General features: G+C 58.9%; 21 protein-coding genes. 6 read left to right on the forward strand and 15 right to left on the reverse strand.

The window, feature by feature from the left end; all coding sequences use genetic code 11:
* From murI to ccmE, 3 genes are all read left to right on the forward strand, one after another.
* Window positions 1-810: a glutamate racemase gene (gene murI, locus JL2886_RS00330; protein WP_065270193.1), complete on the forward strand. Its 810-nt coding sequence runs from the start codon at window positions 1-3 to the stop codon at window positions 808-810.
* Window positions 811-941: 131 nt separating this feature from the next.
* Complete coding sequence (gene argC / locus JL2886_RS00335; protein ID WP_065270194.1) at window positions 942-1970, forward strand: N-acetyl-gamma-glutamyl-phosphate reductase; 1029 nt, start codon at window positions 942-944, stop codon at window positions 1968-1970.
* A gap of 36 nt (window positions 1971-2006) precedes the next feature.
* Complete coding sequence (gene ccmE, locus JL2886_RS00340) at window positions 2007-2450, forward strand: cytochrome c maturation protein CcmE (protein ID WP_065270195.1); 444 nt, start codon at window positions 2007-2009, stop codon at window positions 2448-2450.
* Window positions 2451-2538: 88 nt separating this feature from the next.
* Here the strand turns inward: ccmE and speE are convergent, their stop codons facing one another.
* The 3 genes from speE to JL2886_RS00355 all read right to left on the reverse strand — a co-directional run bounded on the left by speE (window position 2539) and on the right by JL2886_RS00355 (window position 4343).
* Entirely contained in the window at window positions 2539-3390 is an 852-nt protein-coding gene (gene speE, locus JL2886_RS00345) for a polyamine aminopropyltransferase (protein ID WP_065270196.1), read from the reverse strand.
* Window positions 3387-3893 carry an adenosylmethionine decarboxylase gene (gene speD, locus JL2886_RS00350; RefSeq protein ID WP_065270197.1) on the reverse strand — a complete coding sequence of 169 codons (507 nt, stop codon included), beginning with the start codon at window positions 3891-3893 and terminating at the stop codon, window positions 3387-3389. The genes speE and speD overlap by 4 nt, the downstream gene beginning before the upstream one ends.
* Window positions 3894-4109: 216 nt before the next feature.
* A complete protein-coding gene (locus tag JL2886_RS00355; protein WP_065270198.1) occupies window positions 4110-4343 on the reverse strand; it encodes a DUF1127 domain-containing protein in 234 nt (77 codons plus the stop codon).
* 93 nt (window positions 4344-4436) lie between these two features.
* On the opposite strand from JL2886_RS00355, the gene JL2886_RS00360 reads away from it, so the two are divergent.
* The 3 genes from JL2886_RS00360 (at window position 4437) to rpsI (ending at window position 6952) form a co-directional block, all read left to right on the forward strand.
* Complete coding sequence (locus tag JL2886_RS00360; RefSeq protein ID WP_065270199.1) at window positions 4437-5840, forward strand: PLP-dependent aminotransferase family protein; 1404 nt, start codon at window positions 4437-4439, stop codon at window positions 5838-5840.
* Between the two features lie 162 nt (window positions 5841-6002).
* Window positions 6003-6461 carry a 50S ribosomal protein L13 gene (gene rplM / locus JL2886_RS00365; RefSeq protein ID WP_065270200.1) on the forward strand — a complete coding sequence of 153 codons (459 nt, stop codon included), beginning with the start codon at window positions 6003-6005 and terminating at the stop codon, window positions 6459-6461.
* A gap of 5 nt (window positions 6462-6466) precedes the next feature.
* On the forward strand, window positions 6467-6952 hold the full coding sequence (gene rpsI / locus JL2886_RS00370) for a 30S ribosomal protein S9 (RefSeq protein WP_065270201.1): 486 nt from the start codon (window positions 6467-6469) through the stop codon (window positions 6950-6952).
* Window positions 6953-7079: 127 nt separating this feature from the next.
* Here the strand turns inward: rpsI and JL2886_RS00375 are convergent, their stop codons facing one another.
* The 12 genes from JL2886_RS00375 to guaA all read right to left on the reverse strand — a co-directional run bounded on the left by JL2886_RS00375 (window position 7080) and on the right by guaA (window position 17998).
* Window positions 7080-7697: a TetR/AcrR family transcriptional regulator gene (locus JL2886_RS00375; protein ID WP_065270202.1), complete on the reverse strand. Its 618-nt coding sequence runs from the start codon at window positions 7695-7697 to the stop codon at window positions 7080-7082.
* The gene (ppk2, locus tag JL2886_RS00380; RefSeq protein ID WP_065270203.1) at window positions 7690-8559 is read right to left on the reverse strand and encodes a polyphosphate kinase 2; all 870 of its coding nucleotides are present in this window, start codon (window positions 8557-8559) and stop codon (window positions 7690-7692) included. Before ppk2 ends, JL2886_RS00375 begins: the two co-directional genes overlap by 8 nt.
* A 66-nt stretch (window positions 8560-8625) precedes the next feature.
* Window positions 8626-9573, reverse strand: coding sequence for an alpha/beta fold hydrolase (locus tag JL2886_RS00385; protein ID WP_237028402.1), 948 nt, complete (start codon window positions 9571-9573; stop codon window positions 8626-8628).
* Between the two features lie 4 nt (window positions 9574-9577).
* The gene (metA, locus tag JL2886_RS00390) at window positions 9578-10495 is read right to left on the reverse strand and encodes a homoserine O-acetyltransferase MetA (protein ID WP_065270205.1); all 918 of its coding nucleotides are present in this window, start codon (window positions 10493-10495) and stop codon (window positions 9578-9580) included.
* 50 nt (window positions 10496-10545) lie between these two features.
* On the reverse strand, window positions 10546-11409 hold the full coding sequence (locus JL2886_RS00395) for an ATPase (protein ID WP_065270206.1): 864 nt from the start codon (window positions 11407-11409) through the stop codon (window positions 10546-10548).
* 56 nt (window positions 11410-11465) lie between these two features.
* Complete coding sequence (locus tag JL2886_RS00400) at window positions 11466-12380, reverse strand: DMT family transporter (RefSeq protein ID WP_065270207.1); 915 nt, start codon at window positions 12378-12380, stop codon at window positions 11466-11468.
* A 76-nt stretch (window positions 12381-12456) separates the two neighbouring features.
* The gene (locus tag JL2886_RS00405) at window positions 12457-13353 is read right to left on the reverse strand and encodes a DMT family transporter (protein ID WP_065270208.1); all 897 of its coding nucleotides are present in this window, start codon (window positions 13351-13353) and stop codon (window positions 12457-12459) included.
* Window positions 13354-13407: 54 nt separating this feature from the next.
* Window positions 13408-14223, reverse strand: a complete 816-nt coding sequence (locus tag JL2886_RS00410) for a hypothetical protein (protein ID WP_237028403.1) — start codon at window positions 14221-14223, stop codon at window positions 13408-13410.
* Complete coding sequence (locus tag JL2886_RS00415; RefSeq protein ID WP_133245343.1) at window positions 14216-14947, reverse strand: hypothetical protein; 732 nt, start codon at window positions 14945-14947, stop codon at window positions 14216-14218. The genes JL2886_RS00410 and JL2886_RS00415 overlap by 8 nt, the downstream gene beginning before the upstream one ends.
* 397 nt (window positions 14948-15344) lie before the next feature.
* Complete coding sequence (locus tag JL2886_RS19835; protein ID WP_082996136.1) at window positions 15345-15566, reverse strand: dTDP-4-dehydrorhamnose 3,5-epimerase family protein; 222 nt, start codon at window positions 15564-15566, stop codon at window positions 15345-15347.
* Window positions 15502-15873: a dTDP-4-dehydrorhamnose 3,5-epimerase family protein gene (locus JL2886_RS19840; protein WP_082995956.1), complete on the reverse strand. Its 372-nt coding sequence runs from the start codon at window positions 15871-15873 to the stop codon at window positions 15502-15504. The genes JL2886_RS19835 and JL2886_RS19840 overlap by 65 nt, the downstream gene beginning before the upstream one ends.
* A 556-nt stretch (window positions 15874-16429) precedes the next feature.
* Window positions 16430-17998, reverse strand: a complete 1569-nt coding sequence (gene guaA, locus JL2886_RS00420) for a glutamine-hydrolyzing GMP synthase (protein WP_065270210.1) — start codon at window positions 17996-17998, stop codon at window positions 16430-16432.
* Between the last annotated feature and the right edge of the window lie 266 nt (window positions 17999-18264).

Below are 18264 nucleotides of genomic sequence, written 5' to 3' on the forward strand. Positions count from 1 at the left end.
ATGGCAGTAGGCATTTTTGATTCTGGTCTGGGCGGTCTGACCGTGCTCGACGCTGTGCAGCGGCGTCTGCCGGAGGTTGACCTTATCTATTACGGCGACAGTGCTCACGCCCCCTATGGCGTGCGCGATGCCGAGGATGTCTATCAGCTGACCAAGGCCGCTGTGGAAGACATGTGGGACAAGGGCTGCGATCTGGTGATCCTGGCCTGTAACACCGCTTCGGCGGCGGCGCTGCGGCGCATGCAGGAGGGGGGGCTGCCCAAGGGCAAGCGCGTGCTTGGCGTCTTTGTGCCGCTGATCGAAGCACTGACCGAGCGCCAGTGGGGCGATAATTCGCCGCCGCGCGAGGTTGCGGTGAAGCATGTGGCGCTGTTCGCAACGCCCGCGACCGTATCCAGCCGGGCGTTTCAGCGGGAACTGGCCTTTCGCGCCATCGGTGTCGATGTGGAAGCGCAGGCCTGTGGCGGTGTTGTCGACGCCATCGAAGAAGGCGACATGATCCTGGCTGAGGCGCTGGTGCGCAGCCATGTGGATGCGCTCTTGCGCAAGATGCCGCATCCCGAGGCTGCCATTTTGGGCTGCACCCATTATCCGTTGATGGAAAAGACCTTTCAGGAGGCGCTTGGCCCACAGGTCAAAGTGTTCAGCCAGGGCGATCTGGTGGCAGACAGTCTTACCGATTACCTTGAGCGGCACCCGGATATGTACGGCACCGGCAAGGCAGGGTTCTACACCACTGGCGATCCGGCGCGGGTCAGCACCCATGCGACCCAGTTCTTGCGACGACAAATCACCTTTGAAGCGGCCTGATCCGGCGCTTCCACGGGGACGGCTTTCTGTCGTCCCTCGGGCGGATCGCCTGTCAGCTGCGGCAGTTTTCCCTATTCTCACCGCCTGTTGCTGCGGTACAAATCACGTAAATTCAAAAGACGAGGTCTGACATGACCCACAAAGTGGCTATCCTTGGCGCCAGCGGTTACACCGGCGCGGAACTGGTGCGGCTGATTTCCCAGCACCCGAGCATTGAAATCGCGGCGCTTGCCGCCGAGCGTAAGGCGGGCCTGACCATGGCCGAGGTGTTTCCGCACCTGCGCCATCTGGATCTGCCGACCCTGTGCAAGATCAGCGAGATCGACTTTTCACAGATCGACCTGTGCTTCTGCGCCCTGCCGCATAAGACCAGCCAGGAAGTGATCGCGGCCCTGCCGAAGGATCTGAAGATCGTCGATCTGTCGGCGGATTTCCGGCTGCGCGACCCGGCGGAATACGAGAAATGGTACGGCAACCCCCATGCTGCGCTGGAGCAGCAGGAAGAGGCGGTTTACGGCCTCACCGAATTCTACCGGGATGAGATCCGGGGCGCGCGGCTGGTGGCGGGTACCGGCTGCAACGCGGCAACCGGGCAGTTTGCGCTGCGGCCGCTGATCACCTCGGGCTTGATTGATCTAGATGAAATCATCCTCGATCTGAAATGCGCCGTCTCTGGTGCGGGTCGGGCCCTGAAGGAAAACCTGCTGCATGCGGAGCTGAGCGAGGGTTACAATGCCTATGCCATCGGTGGCACGCACCGGCATTTGGGTGAATTCGATCAGGAATTCTCGAAACTGGCCGGGCGTCCGGTCAAGGTGCAGTTCACCCCGCATCTGGTTCCCGCCAACCGGGGTATTCTGGCGACGACCTATGTCAAAGGCGACGCCGAGGCGATCCACGCGGCATTCGTTTCTGCCTATGCCGATGAACCCTTTATCGAGGTTCTGCCCTTTGGCACCGCGCCAAGCACCCACCACGTGCGCGGCTCCAACTTCTGTCATATCGGCGTGACCGCTGACCGGATCGAAGGGCGGGCCATTGTCATTGCGGCGCTGGATAACCTGACAAAAGGTAGCAGCGGACAGGCCTTGCAGAATGCCAATCTGATGTTAGGTGAAGACGAAACTGCGGGTCTGATGATGGCGCCGCTGTTCCCCTAGGGCGCCAGACCCGGACGAGCACAGGACGGTAACGATATGAAAAACCTCAAAAAGCAGCGTCGCATTCAGGTGATCGCATTGGCGACCGTTGCCCTGATCGTGTCGACGGCTTTGATCGGTTACGCGATGCGGGACGGGATCAACTACTTCCGTTCGCCTAGTCAGGTGATGGCCGAGCCGCCGGTGCCGACAGAGGTTTTCCGTATTGGCGGTCTGGTCGAAGATGGCAGTCTGGTGCGCGGTCAGGGCGAAACCGTGCGGTTCTCTGTGACCGATGGCGGCGCGACCGTGCCAGTGACTTACGCGGGTGTGCTGCCGGACCTGTTCGAGGAAAATCAAGGCATGGTCGGCACAGGCCGTTACGTCAACGGTGTGTTCGAAGCCTCTGAAATTCTGGCGAAACATGACGAGACCTACATGCCCAAGGAAGTCGTGGACGCGCTGAAAGAGCAGGGCGTCTATCAGGAGCCGGACGCCTGAGGTTCGGAACATTCCCAAACAGCACTAATTGAAAACGGGGGCCTTGGCCCCCGTTTTGTTTCAGCAGATCCTGCGCACGGCGCAGGTCTTATGGGAAGAGTTTCTTCACATAGCCGGGCAGGGCGAAAGCCGCCTTGTGCACCTCGGGCGTGTAGTAATCGGTTTCAATCCCGGCAGCGGCAAAGCGTTTTTCCAGATCGGCCAGCGACACGGTGCGCGCGGATTTGGAGTGGCTGCCCCAGCCAAAGGCCATCGGACCACCCGCATAGGTCGGGATTGTCGCCAGATAGCAGCTGTGATCGGCAAACAGCGTCTTGAAGGCGCGCATGGTGCCGGTCAGCTCGTCCCCTTGCATGAAGGGCACGCCGTTCTGGGTGACGATGATACCGTCATCGGTCAGCGCGCGGGCGGCGTGGCCGTAGAAGGTATTGGTGAACAGCACCTCGCCCGGGCCGATCGGATCGGTGGAATCGACCACGATCACGTCGAATTTCTGATCTGTTTCACGCATGAAGGCCGCGCCATCGTTGATCACCAGATTGAGCCGTGGATCGTCAAAGGCGCCCTGGCTCAGCATCGGCAGGTATTCCTTGGAGAAATCCACCACACCGGCGTCGATCTCGACCATGGTGACATGCTCCACAGAGGCGTGGCGCAGGGCCTCGCGGGCCATGCCACCGTCGCCACCGCCGATGATCAGCACACGTTTGGCGGCCCCATGCGCCAGGATCGGCACGTGGGTCAGCATCTCGTGGTAGATGAAATTGTCGCCCTCGGTGGTCTGCACCACGTCGTCCAGCGTCAGGATGCGGCCGAATGTGCCGTTCTGAAACACCTTCAGGCGCTGATGCTCGGTCTTGCTGTCATAGAGCATCTCGTCCACGCGCAGGGATTGCGCGTAGTGATCGTGCAGGCGTTCGGTGATCCAGGTCTCGCTCATGCCGCGACCTCCTTGGCGATCAGCTCCTCCCCGCGCAGAAGTTCCCGGACCTCCACGTGGTCGGTGGAGAAGGCCTCTTTGAGCACGCCGACAGCGCGCCAGGGTTCGGCATCGCCGCACATGAAGACGTCAAAGGCGCCATAGCCGATTTCCGGCCAGGTGTGCACCGAGATGTGGCTTTCGGCCAGCACGGCCACGCCCGACACGCCTTGCGGCGAGAATTTATGGGTGTGGATGTGCAGCAGCGTGGCGCCGCAAACCTCGACGCATTTGCGGAAGGCGTTTTGAATGCGGGTCTCGCAATCAAGGCCCGTGCCGTTCATGACTTCGATGATCAGATGGGTTCCGGCGAACACTTTTCCATCGCGGCGGATGAAATGGTCTTCGCGGTCGCTGTCCACAACGGTTTCGATGATCGCAGCGGGTACACTGCGGGCGGTATCTTCCTCTTGGGCGCCTGTCTCCAGACCGATCCCCAGTTGGAAGAGGTTGGCGTCTTTCATGACACTCCCCTTCGTTCCAGTAGATGACAATCCAGCCGGCCCTTAGCGCCCCCCCGGATAAGGGTCCGGGGTTGGGATCGGTGCCGAAAGTGAGGCGCATCTAGGCCCCATGGCAGATTCGATCAAGGAAAAATTTACCGGGGGCTTTGAAATGATTGAAAAGAAAAAAGGCCGGGGAACTGGCCCCGGCCGTCAGGTGGTTCCGGTACCCGGGGATCAGGGGCGCCAGAACGGAAGAGTGGCTTCATAATGGGCGTCCTCGCGGGAGAGCCCGATGTCTTGCAATTGTTCCGGGGTCAGGTGGCGGAGCTGTTTACGGCTGCGCTGTCGGACGGACCATTTCGTCATCAGAACCGCGAACGTCACCGCGACCTGAGCCAGCACCGGCAGGGTGGGCTGATTGGTCAGAAAGGTGATGCTGGTATGTGCAGGGGTCGCGTGCTGTGTCATGGTCAGATCCTTTATTGTATTGATACAATCCTGTGTTGTTGGTACGATCACTTGATACAAAGTTCCGACTCAGCTGTCTAAGGAAGCATTGTAATGGGTACAATTTGGGCGCCGAGCCTTGGTGATAAGCCTGGACCGAAGTATCAGCGGGTGGCCGATACAATCCGCGCAGCGGTGGAAAACGATACATTGCGTGTTGGTACAAAGTTGCCGCCGGTGCGCGATCTGGCCTATCAGCTGGGCATCACCCCCGGCACGGTGGCACGGGCCTATTCCACCCTCACGGACGAAGGACTTCTGCAGGCCGAGGTCGGGCGCGGTACATTTGTCGCTGAGCGGCAGACCAAGGTCATGGATGATGTCTGGTCCCGCGAATTGCACCTACGGGAGGAAAGCGATCCCAACCATGTCAGCCTGTTCAGCCCGCGCCTTGCCGATGTGGGGCAGGTGGCTGCGATCCGGGAGGCGATGAAGAAGGTCGCCGCTGCCGATCCGCTGATGTTCCTGAACTACCCGACCCGTGACGCCTACCGCCCGGTGCGCGAAGCGGTGGTGGAGTGGCTGTCAGATCAGCCGCTGGGGCCGCTTGATGAAAGCCAGGTGGTCCTGACCCATGGCGGTCAGAACGGCATCCTAACAGTGCTGCAGGCGGTCCTGAAGGACGCGCAGCCCACGCTGTTGGTCGAGGATCTTTCTTATGCCGGCTTTCGTCGTGCGTCTGAACTGCTCCGGGCCAAGGTTGTCGGGGTGGGGATGGACGAACACGGGATTCGTCCGGATTCGCTGGAGCTTGCCATCCGCAAGACGGGCGCGACGGTTCTATGTACCAGCCCCGAGGTGCACAATCCGACCGGTCTTTTTACGCCGCAAAAACGGCGCGAGGAGATCATCAAGGTCGCGCGGCGGCATGAGTTGCAGATCGTCGAGGATGATTGCTATCGCATGGGAGAGGCCGGCGCGCCCAGCTATCGCGCTCTGGCGCCGGATATCACCTGGCACGTCTGTTCGATTTCCAAGGTTTTGACGCCGGCGCTGCGCGTCGGTTTTGCCCTCGCGCCCAAAGGACATGAACAGGATCTGCGCCGGTCAGCGGAATACAGCTTTTTTGGCCTGTCGCAGCCGCTGGCTGAACTGATCCGCGTCTTGCTTTCGGACCCGCGCAGCAAGGAGCTGGCCAAAGAAGTGCGCAAGGAAATGGCCAAATATGTGCGTGTGGCGGTGAATGCCCTTGGTGCATTTGAGTTGACATGGAAAGACGAGGTCCCGTTCCTCTGGCTGAAACTGCCTGCAGGCTGGCGCTCCGCTGCCTTTACTCGCGCGGCAGAAGCTGCAGGTGTGCAGATCAGGTCAGCCGATGAATTCGCCCTGAGGGATGGCCGCGCGCCCAATGCCGTGCGCATCACCATCAATGGGCAGGTTTCTTTGGCTAAGTTCGAAGACGCGATGCTGCGTTTGCGCAGCCTTTTGGACAACCCGCCCGAGCAAATCAGCGTCTAGGAGTGGGGTATTTTGATACCTATTTTTTAACACACTGATTTTACGTGATAAATTGTTGTTTTGCTGTGTTGACGCAGTGCGGAGATCCCCGTAAACCCCGTCCATCGAATTCAGGTGAGTTGTATTCCGGCTCATCTTCACGACAAACAGGATAGACCTGCCATGAAAACCTTCTCTGCTACTCCGGCAGATATCGAGAAGAACTGGATCCTGATCGACGCCGAAGGCGTTGTTCTGGGCCGTCTTGCCTCGATCGTTGCCATGCGCCTGCGCGGTAAGCACAAAGCGTCGTTCACGCCGAACATGGACATGGGCGACAACGTCATCATCATCAACGCCGACAAGGTACAGATGACCGGCAAGAAGCGCGACGAGCACTTCTACTGGCACACCGGCCACCCGGGCGGCATCAAGTCCCGCACCAAGCAACAGATCCTGGAAGGCGCGCACCCCGAGCGTGTTGTCTATCAGGCTGTGAAGCGCATGCTGCCGGGCAACCGTCTGGCGCGCCAGCAGATGAGCAACCTGCGTATCTATGCTGGTGCCGCGCACCCGCATGAGGCCCAGGCCCCCGAGGTTCTGGATGTCAAATCCATGAACAAGAAAAACACGCGGAGCTGAGACCGATGGCTGATCAGATCAACACTCTCGAAGAGCTGGGCGCCGTTGCAGGCGTTGAAGCTGTCGCTGAAGAAACCATTTCCCGTGAGCCCGTCCGTGACGAGCTGGGTCGTGCCTATGCAACCGGTAAGCGGAAAGACGCAGTCGCACGCGTCTGGATCAAGCCGGGTTCCGGCAAGGTCGAAGTGAACGGCAAAGAGCTGAACAAATACTTCGCCCGTCCGGTGCTGCAGATGATCCTGCGCCAGCCGTTCACCGTTGCCGGTGTCGAAGACCAGTTCGACGTCTACGCAACCGTCAAAGGCGGTGGCCTTTCCGGTCAGGCCGGTGCGGTCAAGCACGGCATCTCCAAAGCTCTGCAGCTTTATGATCCCGCCCTGCGCGGCGCTCTGAAAGCTGCTGGCTTCCTGACCCGTGACAGCCGTGTTGTTGAACGTAAGAAATTCGGCCGCCGCAAAGCGCGTCGTTCGTTCCAGTTCTCCAAGCGTTAATCGCTGGACAGCAGAACAGAGAAAGGCCGCAGAGAAATCTGCGGCCTTTTTTCGTGGTTTGTCTGTGTGGCTGAAACGGGGGATTGGACCGCCCTGGAACCTACGTACAAAGGCGCAGCCGCGGTGCCTATTTGTCGGGTTCAATCAGGCCCAGACCGCGCAGATAGATCATGATCCCGCTTTCAAGCAGATCCTCGGGCGAGAAGGGCGAGGTGGCACCGGGCGTGTTGCGGGCATAAAGCTCCACAACCCCGTGGCTCAGCGCCATGATATGGGCGGAAAACATCGCTGCGGGCGGGCGTTTTTCGGCCGGGATGTGCTGGCTCAGATCCGCAGCAGCCTTTTCCAGGATGCCCCGTGCGCGGGCAGCGGCATCCGCCAGTTCGGGCGTGCGGTTGACGGAAATACCGCTTTCGAACATCGCGATGTAATGGCCGGGATGTTTGCGGGCAAAGGCGAGATAGGCCCGTCCCGTTGCCTCAAACGCCGCGAGGGCCGAGGGCTGATATTTTTCATAGGCGTGCTGCATCAGATCGGCGAACATCGCAAAGCCCTGTTTCGCGGCCTCTGCGATCAGATCTTCACGGCCTTCGAAATGGCGATAGACTGCCGCCGGGGTAACGCCCGCCTGTTTTGCCGCCTCGGACAGGGTAAAGCCGGTCGGGCCTTTTGCCTCGATCAGACCCAGTGCGGATTCCACAAGGGCCTGACGCAGGTTGCCGTGATGATAGCCGCGTTTACGCATTCCAGATGTCCGGTCCGCCACAGATGAGGGGATCTACGTCCCCAAGCGCCTCGGCGTTTTTGTTGTCATAATCCAGTCCATGTAGGACCGAACGGATGGCAGCCAGCCGCGCGCGACGCTTGTCGTCCGAGCGGACGACTGTCCAGGGGGCCACCTTGGTGTGGCTGCGGCGGAAGGTTTCGCCGATGGCATCGGTATAGGCGTCCCAGCGTTCCAGCCCTCTTACGTCGATGGTGCTTAGCTTCCAATGCTTCAGCGGATCGGATTCGCGGGCCAGAAACCGATCGAGCTGCTCGGCGCGGCCAACATTCAGCCAGATCTTGAACAGGTGAATGCCGTCCTCGACCAGAGCCTCCTCGAACCCTGTAACCTGATGGAAGAAGCGCTCGCGCTGCGTGTCGGTGCAAAAGCCAAAGACCTTTTCGACGACGCCGCGATTGTACCAGCTGCGGTCGAAAAACACGATTTCACCGCCCGAGGGCAGATGGCCGATATAGCGCTGGAAATACCATTGGGTCTGTTCAGCCTCGGATGGTTTCTGCAGCGCCACAACCCGCGCGCCGCGGGGGTTAAGGTTTTCGCGGAAGCGTTTGATTGTGCCACCTTTTCCTGCGGCATCTCGACCTTCGAACACCACGGCGACACGGGCGCCAGAGGCTTTGACCCAGGATTGCAGTTTCACCAGCTCGATCTGCAACGCGTCCATGGATTGCTCATAGGACTTTTTCTTCATCCGCGCGGCATGCGGATAGTCCGAATCCAATATCGCCTTCTTTCCCGCATCGGCGATAGCCTTGCGGATGTCAGAAGGCGCGCCGGTCTCGAAATAGCGGCTGATGGCGCCGTCAAATGGCAATGTCATGGGCAAAACCTTCCTGTCCTCAACTCTTTATAGGGCATTGCGCAGTGCAATGTGACTCCGATTTACCTAAAGCCCGGCGCGGGCGGCGGCGCGGTCCACGGCGTCTGTCACATCCCCGGTGGCCACATGGTGTGGCATGTGGCCAATCCCGTCGAGTAGGGTCAGCCGGGCTTGCGGCACGTCGTTGACCAGTCTTGCGGCGTGCAGATGAACCCCAACGGTGGTGTCGGCGTCGCCATGCACAAGCTCGACCGGTACCTTGATGCGGTCATACTGCGGTGCCTGCGCTTTGATATCGCGCAGAAGGTTGGCCCGGTGCAGGGCATTGGCCCGGAGCGATCCGCGCCTGAGGGTCAGTCCGGGACCAAAATGCTCGGCGTATCCTTCTGGCACTGGTTGGGGGGCAAAGACATCCTCCAGCGCGCGGGTCACGGTGCGTTCCGGCACATAGGAAGTGATCAGCGGCACCACCAGACGGCTACCCAGCGGCGAGGCTGTCACTTTGTAGAATGGATCGAGCGAGCCATCCCAAGGGTGCGACACGCCAGAGACCGAGATCAGCGCCGAGAGATTATCCGGATGGTAGACAGCCCAGGCGAGCGCCACGGCCCCTCCATAGCTTTGCCCCAGCACGATGGGACGTTCGGCGCCAAGGCTGGCCGCGGCCTGTTGCAGCAGGGCCGCCTGATCCTCCAGCGTTGCATTGCCAGCCTTGGGCGCCGCGGTATAGCCGAGACCGGGGCGATCGAACATCAGCACGCGGAAACGGTCGGCCAACGCAGGGGCGAGGCGAAAGCTCATATCGCGGGTGCTGCCGTTGGAGCCGTGGATCAGCACCAGATCTGGCGCCGAGCCCTGCGGCTGGCCCATCTCGACCGCGTGCACACGGGCATCACCCACCTCAATAAACCGGCCTTCAGGCGGGTGGCTGGCCCTGGCGCGGGCCTCCCGCCGGGATCCTTGCAGGGCGGTGATGCCGACGCCTGCAGCCATGGCAAAGGCAAGCGATAACAATGCGCTATTGACCGATGTTGTTCAGATCGAAGGGCGTGCTTTGGTAGATTTGGTTGATCCAGTTGCCATAAAGCAGATGCGCATGGCTGCGCCAGCGGTTCTGCGGCGTGCGGCTGGGATCATCATCCGGGTAGTAGTTGATCGGCACGTTGATCTCTGTGCCATTGGCAACGTCGCGATCATATTCCTGTTTCAGCGTATCACTGTCGTATTCGAAGTGATTGAAGATATAGAGCGCGCGATGGTTCGGATCCTCGACCAGACAGGGGCCAACCTCATCACTTCCCAGAAGGGTGATGAGCTCTGGATGGCTGTCGATTTCATCCTGTTTCATCTCGGTCCAGCGCGAGACGGGAATGACGCAATCGTCTGAAAACCCGCGTAGGTAGGGCGAGGCAGGCGCGAGGTTCTTATGTCGGAAGCAGCCGAAGGCCTTGTGATCCAGCATGTGTTTCTTGACGCCGTGGAAATAGTTTATCATCGCCATGCCGCCCCAACAGACGCCAAAGGTGGAGTGCACATTGGTCTGCGTCCATTCAAACACCTCGCGCAGCTCATCCCAATAGGTGACGTTGTCGAAATTCAGATGTTCGATTGGGGCGCCGGTGATGATCAACCCGTCAAAGCGCTCGTCCTTCACCTCCTGAAAAGGGCGATAGAATTCGGCCATATGCTCGGCCGCGGTGTTGCGGGTCTGGTGCTCGGTCATCCGGATCAGAGACAGTTCGATCTGGAGCGGCGTCGCGCCGATCAGCCTGGCGAACTGGTTCTCCGTCTGAATCTTCTTTGGCATCAGATTGAGCAGGCCGATGCGCAGCGGGCGGATATCCTGACGCGCCGCCTGATCCGGCGACATGACCATCACGCCTTCGTTCGTCAGAACGTCATAGGCGGGCAGGTCAGAAGGGATCTTGATAGGCATGTCAGGTCCTTGCGGTTCATGTGTTAGGCTGAGGGCAAGAGATAAGCTGCCTAGGCGGCACTCTCAAGTGCGCTGGCGATCAAGTCCTCGAAACCAGCCTCGTCGCGCACGGCGCTGATCTGGTCGGCGGTGACGGTCACGCCCCAGTTCTGTGCCATCGCCTCATAGCGCGGCTGACGGTGCGCCAGCGCCTGCGCATAGGTCCAGCGAATGAAGGCATCGGGGTCAACATCCGCCTCTGATACATTGTTTTTTCTAAGATAGTCTTCCCAGACCCTGCTCAGGAACTCCGGCTGATAGGACATCGGTTTGGGCGCACGATCAAAGCGGCGAATCAACTCTTCGGTATGGGCCTCGTCACCTTTGATCCAGACCATCAGCGTGTGTTTGGACAGTTCGGTCAGGACCGGATCGTTCGGATCCTCGGCATCCACCCATTCACAGATCGACCCACCAGTGTCGCAGATGAAATGCGGATAGCCATAAAGCCTCTCGGCCCGGTCGATGAAATATTCGGTATCCAGCAGGGCGTGGATTTCGGCCAGGCGAAACTGTTCCTGACGGCGACGGTATTCGCTCATCGGGAGGCCCCCCATGGCCGGGCTGCCGGGTTTGCCGAGGTAGGAGGAGACCGGTGTCAGGTTGTCGAAGGTAATATTCGATCCGATGTAGATCGAATCCGACAGCAGCAGATCACGCAGGAAGGGGACCTTCATCGCCTCGGCCTTGGCGTTGTCGGCGATGTATTCGCCCATGTAGCGAGTGCCGATGCGGTAATCGATCGAGTAGTGGAACCAGCCCCCCGCGCCGCGCAGGATGTTGCTGATGTAGGTCTTGCCGAGTCCCGACATGCCAAAGAACAGCACGCGTTTGCTGGGGGCGTCGCGCCACGCCTGAGCGGAAGAATAAAGCATTGGCATTCCAGATCCTTGATCACCTGGCGCCTTGCTAGCCAGTGTCTGCGGCCGGGTCAATTCCGCCGAAGGCGTCGGGGCAGGGGAATGCGCCCCTGAATGATCAGCAGGCCAAGCGCCAGAAGCGCAAATCCGGGGTAGGCATGGGGCGGCAGGGCCTCGCCCAGCACCACGGCGCCCAGAAGGATGGCAACGGGCGGGATCATCAGCGTCACCAGCATCAGGTTGCCGCTGCCCGCCATCGCCAGCACCCGGTAGTACAGAAGATATGCCCCCGCCGTAGCAAAGACCGCATAGTAGAAAATCGCGAGCCAGGTGACTGGCATCAGATCAAGGCGCGGCACCCCATCCACAACCAGCGTGAGGGGCAGCAGGATCAGGGCGGAACCCGTCAGCATTCCCGCAGCGGCCACTTGCGGTTTCAGCCCAGCAAGGTGCTGTTTCGCCCAGACCGCTGCCAATGCGTAGGAGAGCGTGCCGGTAAGAACCGCCAGTTGCGCCGCGCTGCGCGGATCGAAATCCGCAAAGCTGCTGAGGCCGATTGCCGTCGATACGCCCAGAAACCCCAAGGCAACGCCGATGGCTCGCCGCGCTGTGATCCTTTCATCGGCAAAGAACAGCGCGGCCACCAGAACTCCGAATATTGCCGTTGTGGCATTCAGTATCGAGGTCAGCCCGGTTTCGATATGGAGCTGTCCCCAGGCCATCAGCACGAAGGGGATCACGTTGTTGAGCAGCCCCATCACCAGAAAACTCCCCCAGACTTGGGGCGCGCGCGGCAGCGGCAGACGCAGGAGGAGTACCGCAACCCAAAGGACCACGGCGCCGCCGGCGCAACGGTAGAATACCGAGGTCAGTACCGGCACTTCGTTGAGTGTGATGCGGATCGACAGAAAGGAGGCGCCCCAGAGGCAGGCCAATAGGCTCAGCTCGACCCAAGCGCGGGGGGATATGGAATGCTGTGTTGTCATGCCGCTTTTCTGCGCCGAAAGGGATGCTGCCGCGACCCGTTTCCTGCGGCTTCATCTGCCGTTTGGGCAGAAAGCCCTAGCCGATGCGCGCACCGCGCGGGCGCAGCCTGCCGGACGCATCCAGAATGTTGATGTAGTTCGCAGCGAAAATCACCACAGCGCCGAGCAGGGTCCAGATCACCACCTCTTCGCCGTAAAGGATCATCGCCAGAATCGCGATGGCGGGCAGACGGGTGAAATCGATCGGCATCACCACGGTGGCCGGGGCCAGCGACAGGGCGTTGGTCAGGCAGAAATGCGCGGTAAGGCCAGCAAGGCCAATCAGTACCAGCCAGGGCAGGGTGGTGGCATCCGGAATGGCGACGTCACCGTCCCAGCCTGCCATGGCAAAGCCGAACACCAGTTGCATGGAGGTGAGCCAGAACAGGATCGAGGCAATGCTTTCGTGGCGGGTCAGGCGCTTGGTGAAAATTGCCGTCAGGGCAAAGAAAATCGCGCAGCCAGCCGCCGCCAGAACACCGGCGTTTATCGTTTCCGGCGAGGGGCGCGCGACGATCAGAATGCCGATGAAGCCCAGCATTGCCGCGCCCGCCCGGACCCGCGTCATACGCTCGCCTAGCATCAGGGGCGACAGGATGATTACCCAGATGGGGGAGGTGAATTCAAGAGAGAAGACCTGAGCCAGCGGAATGACCGTTACGGCGAAGAACCATAGGTTCTGGCCGGTAAAATGCGCCAGATTGCGCACCAGGTGCAGCCCCATGCGCTTGCGGCTGACCTGATGCCATTTGCCGGTCAATGTCAGGATCGCCACCACCACGATCACGCCCACCACGCTGCGGTAGGCCATGATCTCAAAGGTATCGAGCGTCAGCCCCGCCTCGCGCCCGGCGATGGCCATGGAGGAGAACGAGACGATCGAGCCGGTCATCCACAGCGCTGCCTTGGCGATCTGTATTGGCTGCTCTTGCATTGTGTCGTCCCCCGCATGGCTTGGGCAGCAAGAAGGCCCAATTGCATGGAAGGGTCAAGAGGAGGCAGCGACCTGTGGCTGTTTCTTGTGTGACTGATCCAGGCTAAACCCCGCATCCAGGTACTGGGCCACCAGCGCTTGGGCGTCGAAACCGGTTTTCGTCAGAAAAGTGTCGATCTCATCGATCAGCCCAACGTCAGGAGGCGCCACATTCGCATTGGCCTTTGGAGGAAGCGTTGCGGCTTGGTCTCGGCCAAGATCTGCAAGCAGCTTGCGGGCGCCCTCAGGCGTGATGACGTCTTCCAGCTGAGCATGCACAAATCTGACGCGGTCGCCGTAAACTTGTTCATAATAATGCTGACGGCATTCCATTTCGAGCGTGTACCAAAGCGCGGTCCCGACGACGCCCATTTTCAGGAAGGACTCGGGTTTCAGGATGACATTGCGATAATTGGGGGCCAGGTACCATTGCCACAATAGCGTCATGTTCCCGCAATCATTGCGCTGGATGTAGCTGGCGCATTGTTTGGCTAGGTTCCGACGCAGGATGATGACTGTCGTATCGTCGCAGCGCGGATGATCGATCAGAGTTTCGATCAGACCACATTTGCCGAGCGTGTGGTTGGTTTCCGCATAGGGCTTATCTTTTGGCAGGCTGGCCATCTTTCGGCCCCAGAACCCGCGGACCACGTCATCCATCCCGCGCATATTGAAGGAGCGCATGGTGCGAATATCCGGCATGGTATTGCCAAAATCGTCAATGCCGAACGGTTCGTGCACGGTTGGAAAGCCTAGGTTCGCTTCCAAAAACTTGGCAAGCCAGGCGCTGCCAGACCGGCCTGCTGCGAGGGAGAATATGAGCTCAGACATGGATTTTGTCCTTTGTTTGTGCTGCTTGGGGAGGCGAATGTGACAATGGATTCTGATAGCCAAAAAAGGCGATTTCTTCCTTGCACTCTTCTGCGATGATCTCTGCCGCGGCAGGGAACATGGAATATGTTTCCGTGACAGATGTGCCCCATTTGGGGCGGATATTGCTCTTTGCGTTCAACGCCTGGAACAGCTCTTTCAGGCCGGGCACCTGAAGCGACTCCATGTCATCCGCAAGGCATTCATACCGCAGATAGCTGTCGAGAGCGGCTTCTCCTGTAAGCGGTGCGATCCGGGCATTGTCGTGCAGGAAGCTCCGGTGACGGTCGACAAACTCGTCAAAATGCATCCCGGTTGCGGTGCCGCCCACCCAGAAATAGCGCGAAATGGCCACATCGAAGGGATTACGCCAGATGGTAATCTTACGATATCCGTCCCAGACGTCGGGTGGAATAAGGGCCTTAGCCCTTGGGGCCGGGATGTGGTTGACGAAATCTCCTGAACTTCTCCAGTATTCTTCGCCATCAGCGTTGCGCCAGATCGGAGCTATATAATTCTGCGGGCCGGGAATCCCCAGCCTGCGGCGCAAAGCCTCATCATCCAGAGCAATGGGGGTGATGACGCTGTCGCCATCGCACAGACTCGACAGGGCGATCTCGAACGACGTTCCCCCGACCTTCATCGTCTTGATGAAAATGAGCCTGAGAGGGTGGCAAATGATCACGGGTCAGCCTTTGCGTACTGGAGCAACGCCAAGCAAACTAGGAAGGATGTGTTAAAAATATGTATGCTTAAGTTGAAAAAAAGAGGTTCGGACCCGTTCGGAAATCTTCGTAAGCCGCAGGCCGAAATCATCCGGTCGTTAAAGTGCTCAAGGCGGACCGGATAGCTATCGAAAATCGGCAACACCATATTACTAGATTGTATTGCCTCAGCGCATCACTGTTGCGTACAGGAGTGAAGTTAAAATGTATTCTGTCGCCGCTTGTTAAATGAATAATGCGGTGTGGAATGGATGCATAAGGAGCCGTTTGAAGTATTTTCAGAGCATTCAGCAACGCTCCGTTTTCAACCATATTTTGATCCAATAAGGTCTCAGGTCGAATAATCCTTTGAGTGCATCAAAGAACTTCGTTCGACCCCGGAAGCGCTGCGTCTTTTTCGCTGATAACGATGTTTTGTACCGGCCATTGAAATCCGAATGAATCAAAATTAATTCCGGTTTCAGAAGCCGCGTCAAAATGATTTGTCTGATGATAAACAACTACGGCCTCTTCGCTAAGAACCTGAAAGCCGTGCGCGTATCCGTCCGAAATAAATTGACTTTTCCGGTTTTGTCGGATAGGTTAACGGAGAAAATTTGCCTTTGTTTCGTTCGTTTGACGCTCCGCCCACTCCAACAATAACGTCAATGATCTCGCCTTTGACAACGCTTACAATTTTTGCGCAGCCATACGGGGCGGTCTGGTAATGCATTCCGCGTATAACGTTCTTTTTCGAAATACTGCATAGAGATTCTCGGATTTCAATGGATTCCCCTAGGTTTAACTCATCGAACATCTTGTAATTATATGTTTTGGTAAATATTCCGCGTTCGTCGGCGTGTGTGAAACGCTTTAGGACAAAAACATCATCCAGCGTAGTGGGGATTCTTCGAGCTGATCAGCCAATGTTTTTGTCTCGTTTCGAATTTTCATAATGCCATAGATTTTGTCGTCGGGGGGGGCGTAGTCAAGATTTGGTGCGGTGTTTGCGCGGAACTCTCTCTTTCCTGGGAAATAATCGAGTGCCGGTGTGTGCAGGAAATGTACGAGGTTTTAGTCACCGAAATTGGTGACGTTATTCCCGTGCAGAAGAGACAGTCCGTAGGTGCGCCTGCTGGGGCAGGGCCTATTTGTTTCTACGGGAGAGCGCAGACCACAGCATGGTTTGGCGCGGTCAGGGCTTCGTTGCCGAGATGGTGAGGGGGCGTTGATTGGCCAGTTGTTACGGCAGAGTTGCACGCCATCCGTACCAGTCGAGGCACGTGTTTCAAAAAGACGTCGCAAGACAATGGGATGCGGGACGTCATCACTCGAAATCCGCGCCGCACTCGCCACTCTCTGGGGCGGAGGTATGAACCTCGGAAAATCAATGTTTGGTCTGAGCGCCTAAGGAAAATGTGTAAGTCGCCAATCTATAGTATCAACGACTTACACGCGAGGGATCACTCCCACTCGATCGTGCCCGGAGGCTTCGAGGTGATGTCATAGGTACAGCGGTTGATGCCCTTGACCTCGTTGATGATCCGGGTCGCCGTCTCGCCGAGGAACTCGTGGCTGAAGGGGTAGTAATCCGCAGTCATACCATCGACCGAAGTCACGGCCCGCAGGGCGCAGGCGTAGTCATAGGTGCGGCCATCGCCCATTACGCCGACGGTACGCACCGGCAGAATCGCGACAAATGCCTGCCAGATCTCGTCATAGAGACCGTGTTTGCGGATCTGGTCGATATAGACCGCGTCGGCCTCGCGCAGGATGTCCAGCTTTTCGCGGGTGATTTCGCCGGGACAACGGATGGCAAGACCCGGTCCGGGGAAGGGGTGACGACCGATAAAGCTCTGCGGCAGGCCCAGCTCGCGGCCCAGCGCTCGGACCTCGTCCTTGAACAGCTCGCGCAGGGGTTCGACCAGTTTCAGACCCATCTTTTCAGGCAGGCCGCCCACGTTGTGGTGGGATTTGATCGTGACCGAAGGCCCGCCCGAGAAGGACACAGACTCAATTACATCAGGGTAGAGCGTACCCTGAGCGAGGAATTCGGCGCCTTCGATGGTGTCGGCGTGTTTCTGGAACACGTCGATGAACAGCTTGCCAATGATTTTGCGCTTGGTTTCCGGGTCGGACTGGCCTTCCAGTTCCCCCAGAAACAGGTCCTGCTCATCCGCGTGGATCAGGCGCATATTGTAATTGTCGCGGAACATGGTGACGACCTCTTCGGCCTCACCCTTGCGCAATAGACCGTGGTCAACAAAGACGCAGGTCAGCTGATCGCCTATCGCCTCGTGGATCAGCACGGCCGCAACCGAGCTGTCGACGCCGCCGGACAGACCACAGATCACCTGCTTGTCGCCGACCTGATCGCGGATCGCCTGGATGGCCTGTTCGCGGTAGGCGCCCATGGTCCAGTCGCCGCTGAACCCGGCCAGCTTGACGAAGTTCTCATAGAGTTTGGCGCCGTTCGGCGTGTGATGCACCTCGGGGTGGAATTGCACCGCGTAGAAATTGCGCGAGACATCTGCGGTGATTGCAAAGGGGGCGTTGGGCGATGTGCCGTAGACCTTGAAACCCGGTGCGATTTCACTGACGTGGTCTCCATGCGACATCCAGACCTGTTCGCGGTCGCTGTCGTCCTGGAACCACCCGTTTAGTAGAGGCAGGGAGTCGACGGTCGGGGTCACATAGGCTCGGCCGAATTCGGCGGTGCCGTGGCCCGACAGCACCTTGCCGCCCAACTGGTGCATCATCACCTGCTGACCGTAGCAGATGCCAAGGATCGGCACGCCATAGTCAAAAATCTCTTGCGGCACGCGGGGGGATCCCTCGCGGGTCACACTGTCCGGACCCCCGGAGAAGATCACGGCCTTGGGCGCCATTTCGCGCACAAAGTCCATCGTGACATTCTGATAGGGGTGGATTTCGCAATAGACGTTCAGCTCGCGCAGGCGACGCGCAATAAGCTGCGTGACCTGGCTGCCAAAGTCGATAATCAGGAGGCGGTCATGGGATGTCTGGCTCATGTCTGGCTCATAGGGGCAGACAGGGCGGCTGGCAAGAGGGCAGATGGCCTGAAACCTGTCTCTGCAAGGATTTGCGCCCCTAAGGTGCGGCTTTGATGGCTAATCAGAGATGCAAGGCCCAGCTGAACGACATCGTCATCGCAGGTGGCGCAATACTGTACAGAAGTGCCCAGAAATTTTGCCGCGAATATGTCGGTTTTCAACCTGATTGGCCGTTATCCTTCGGCGCCGCGCCGGGGCAAGGGCGTAGACACGAGGTCAATGAC

This window comes from Phaeobacter gallaeciensis, from assembly GCF_001678945.1.
Lineage (GTDB): Bacteria > Pseudomonadota > Alphaproteobacteria > Rhodobacterales > Rhodobacteraceae > Phycobacter > Phycobacter gallaeciensis_A.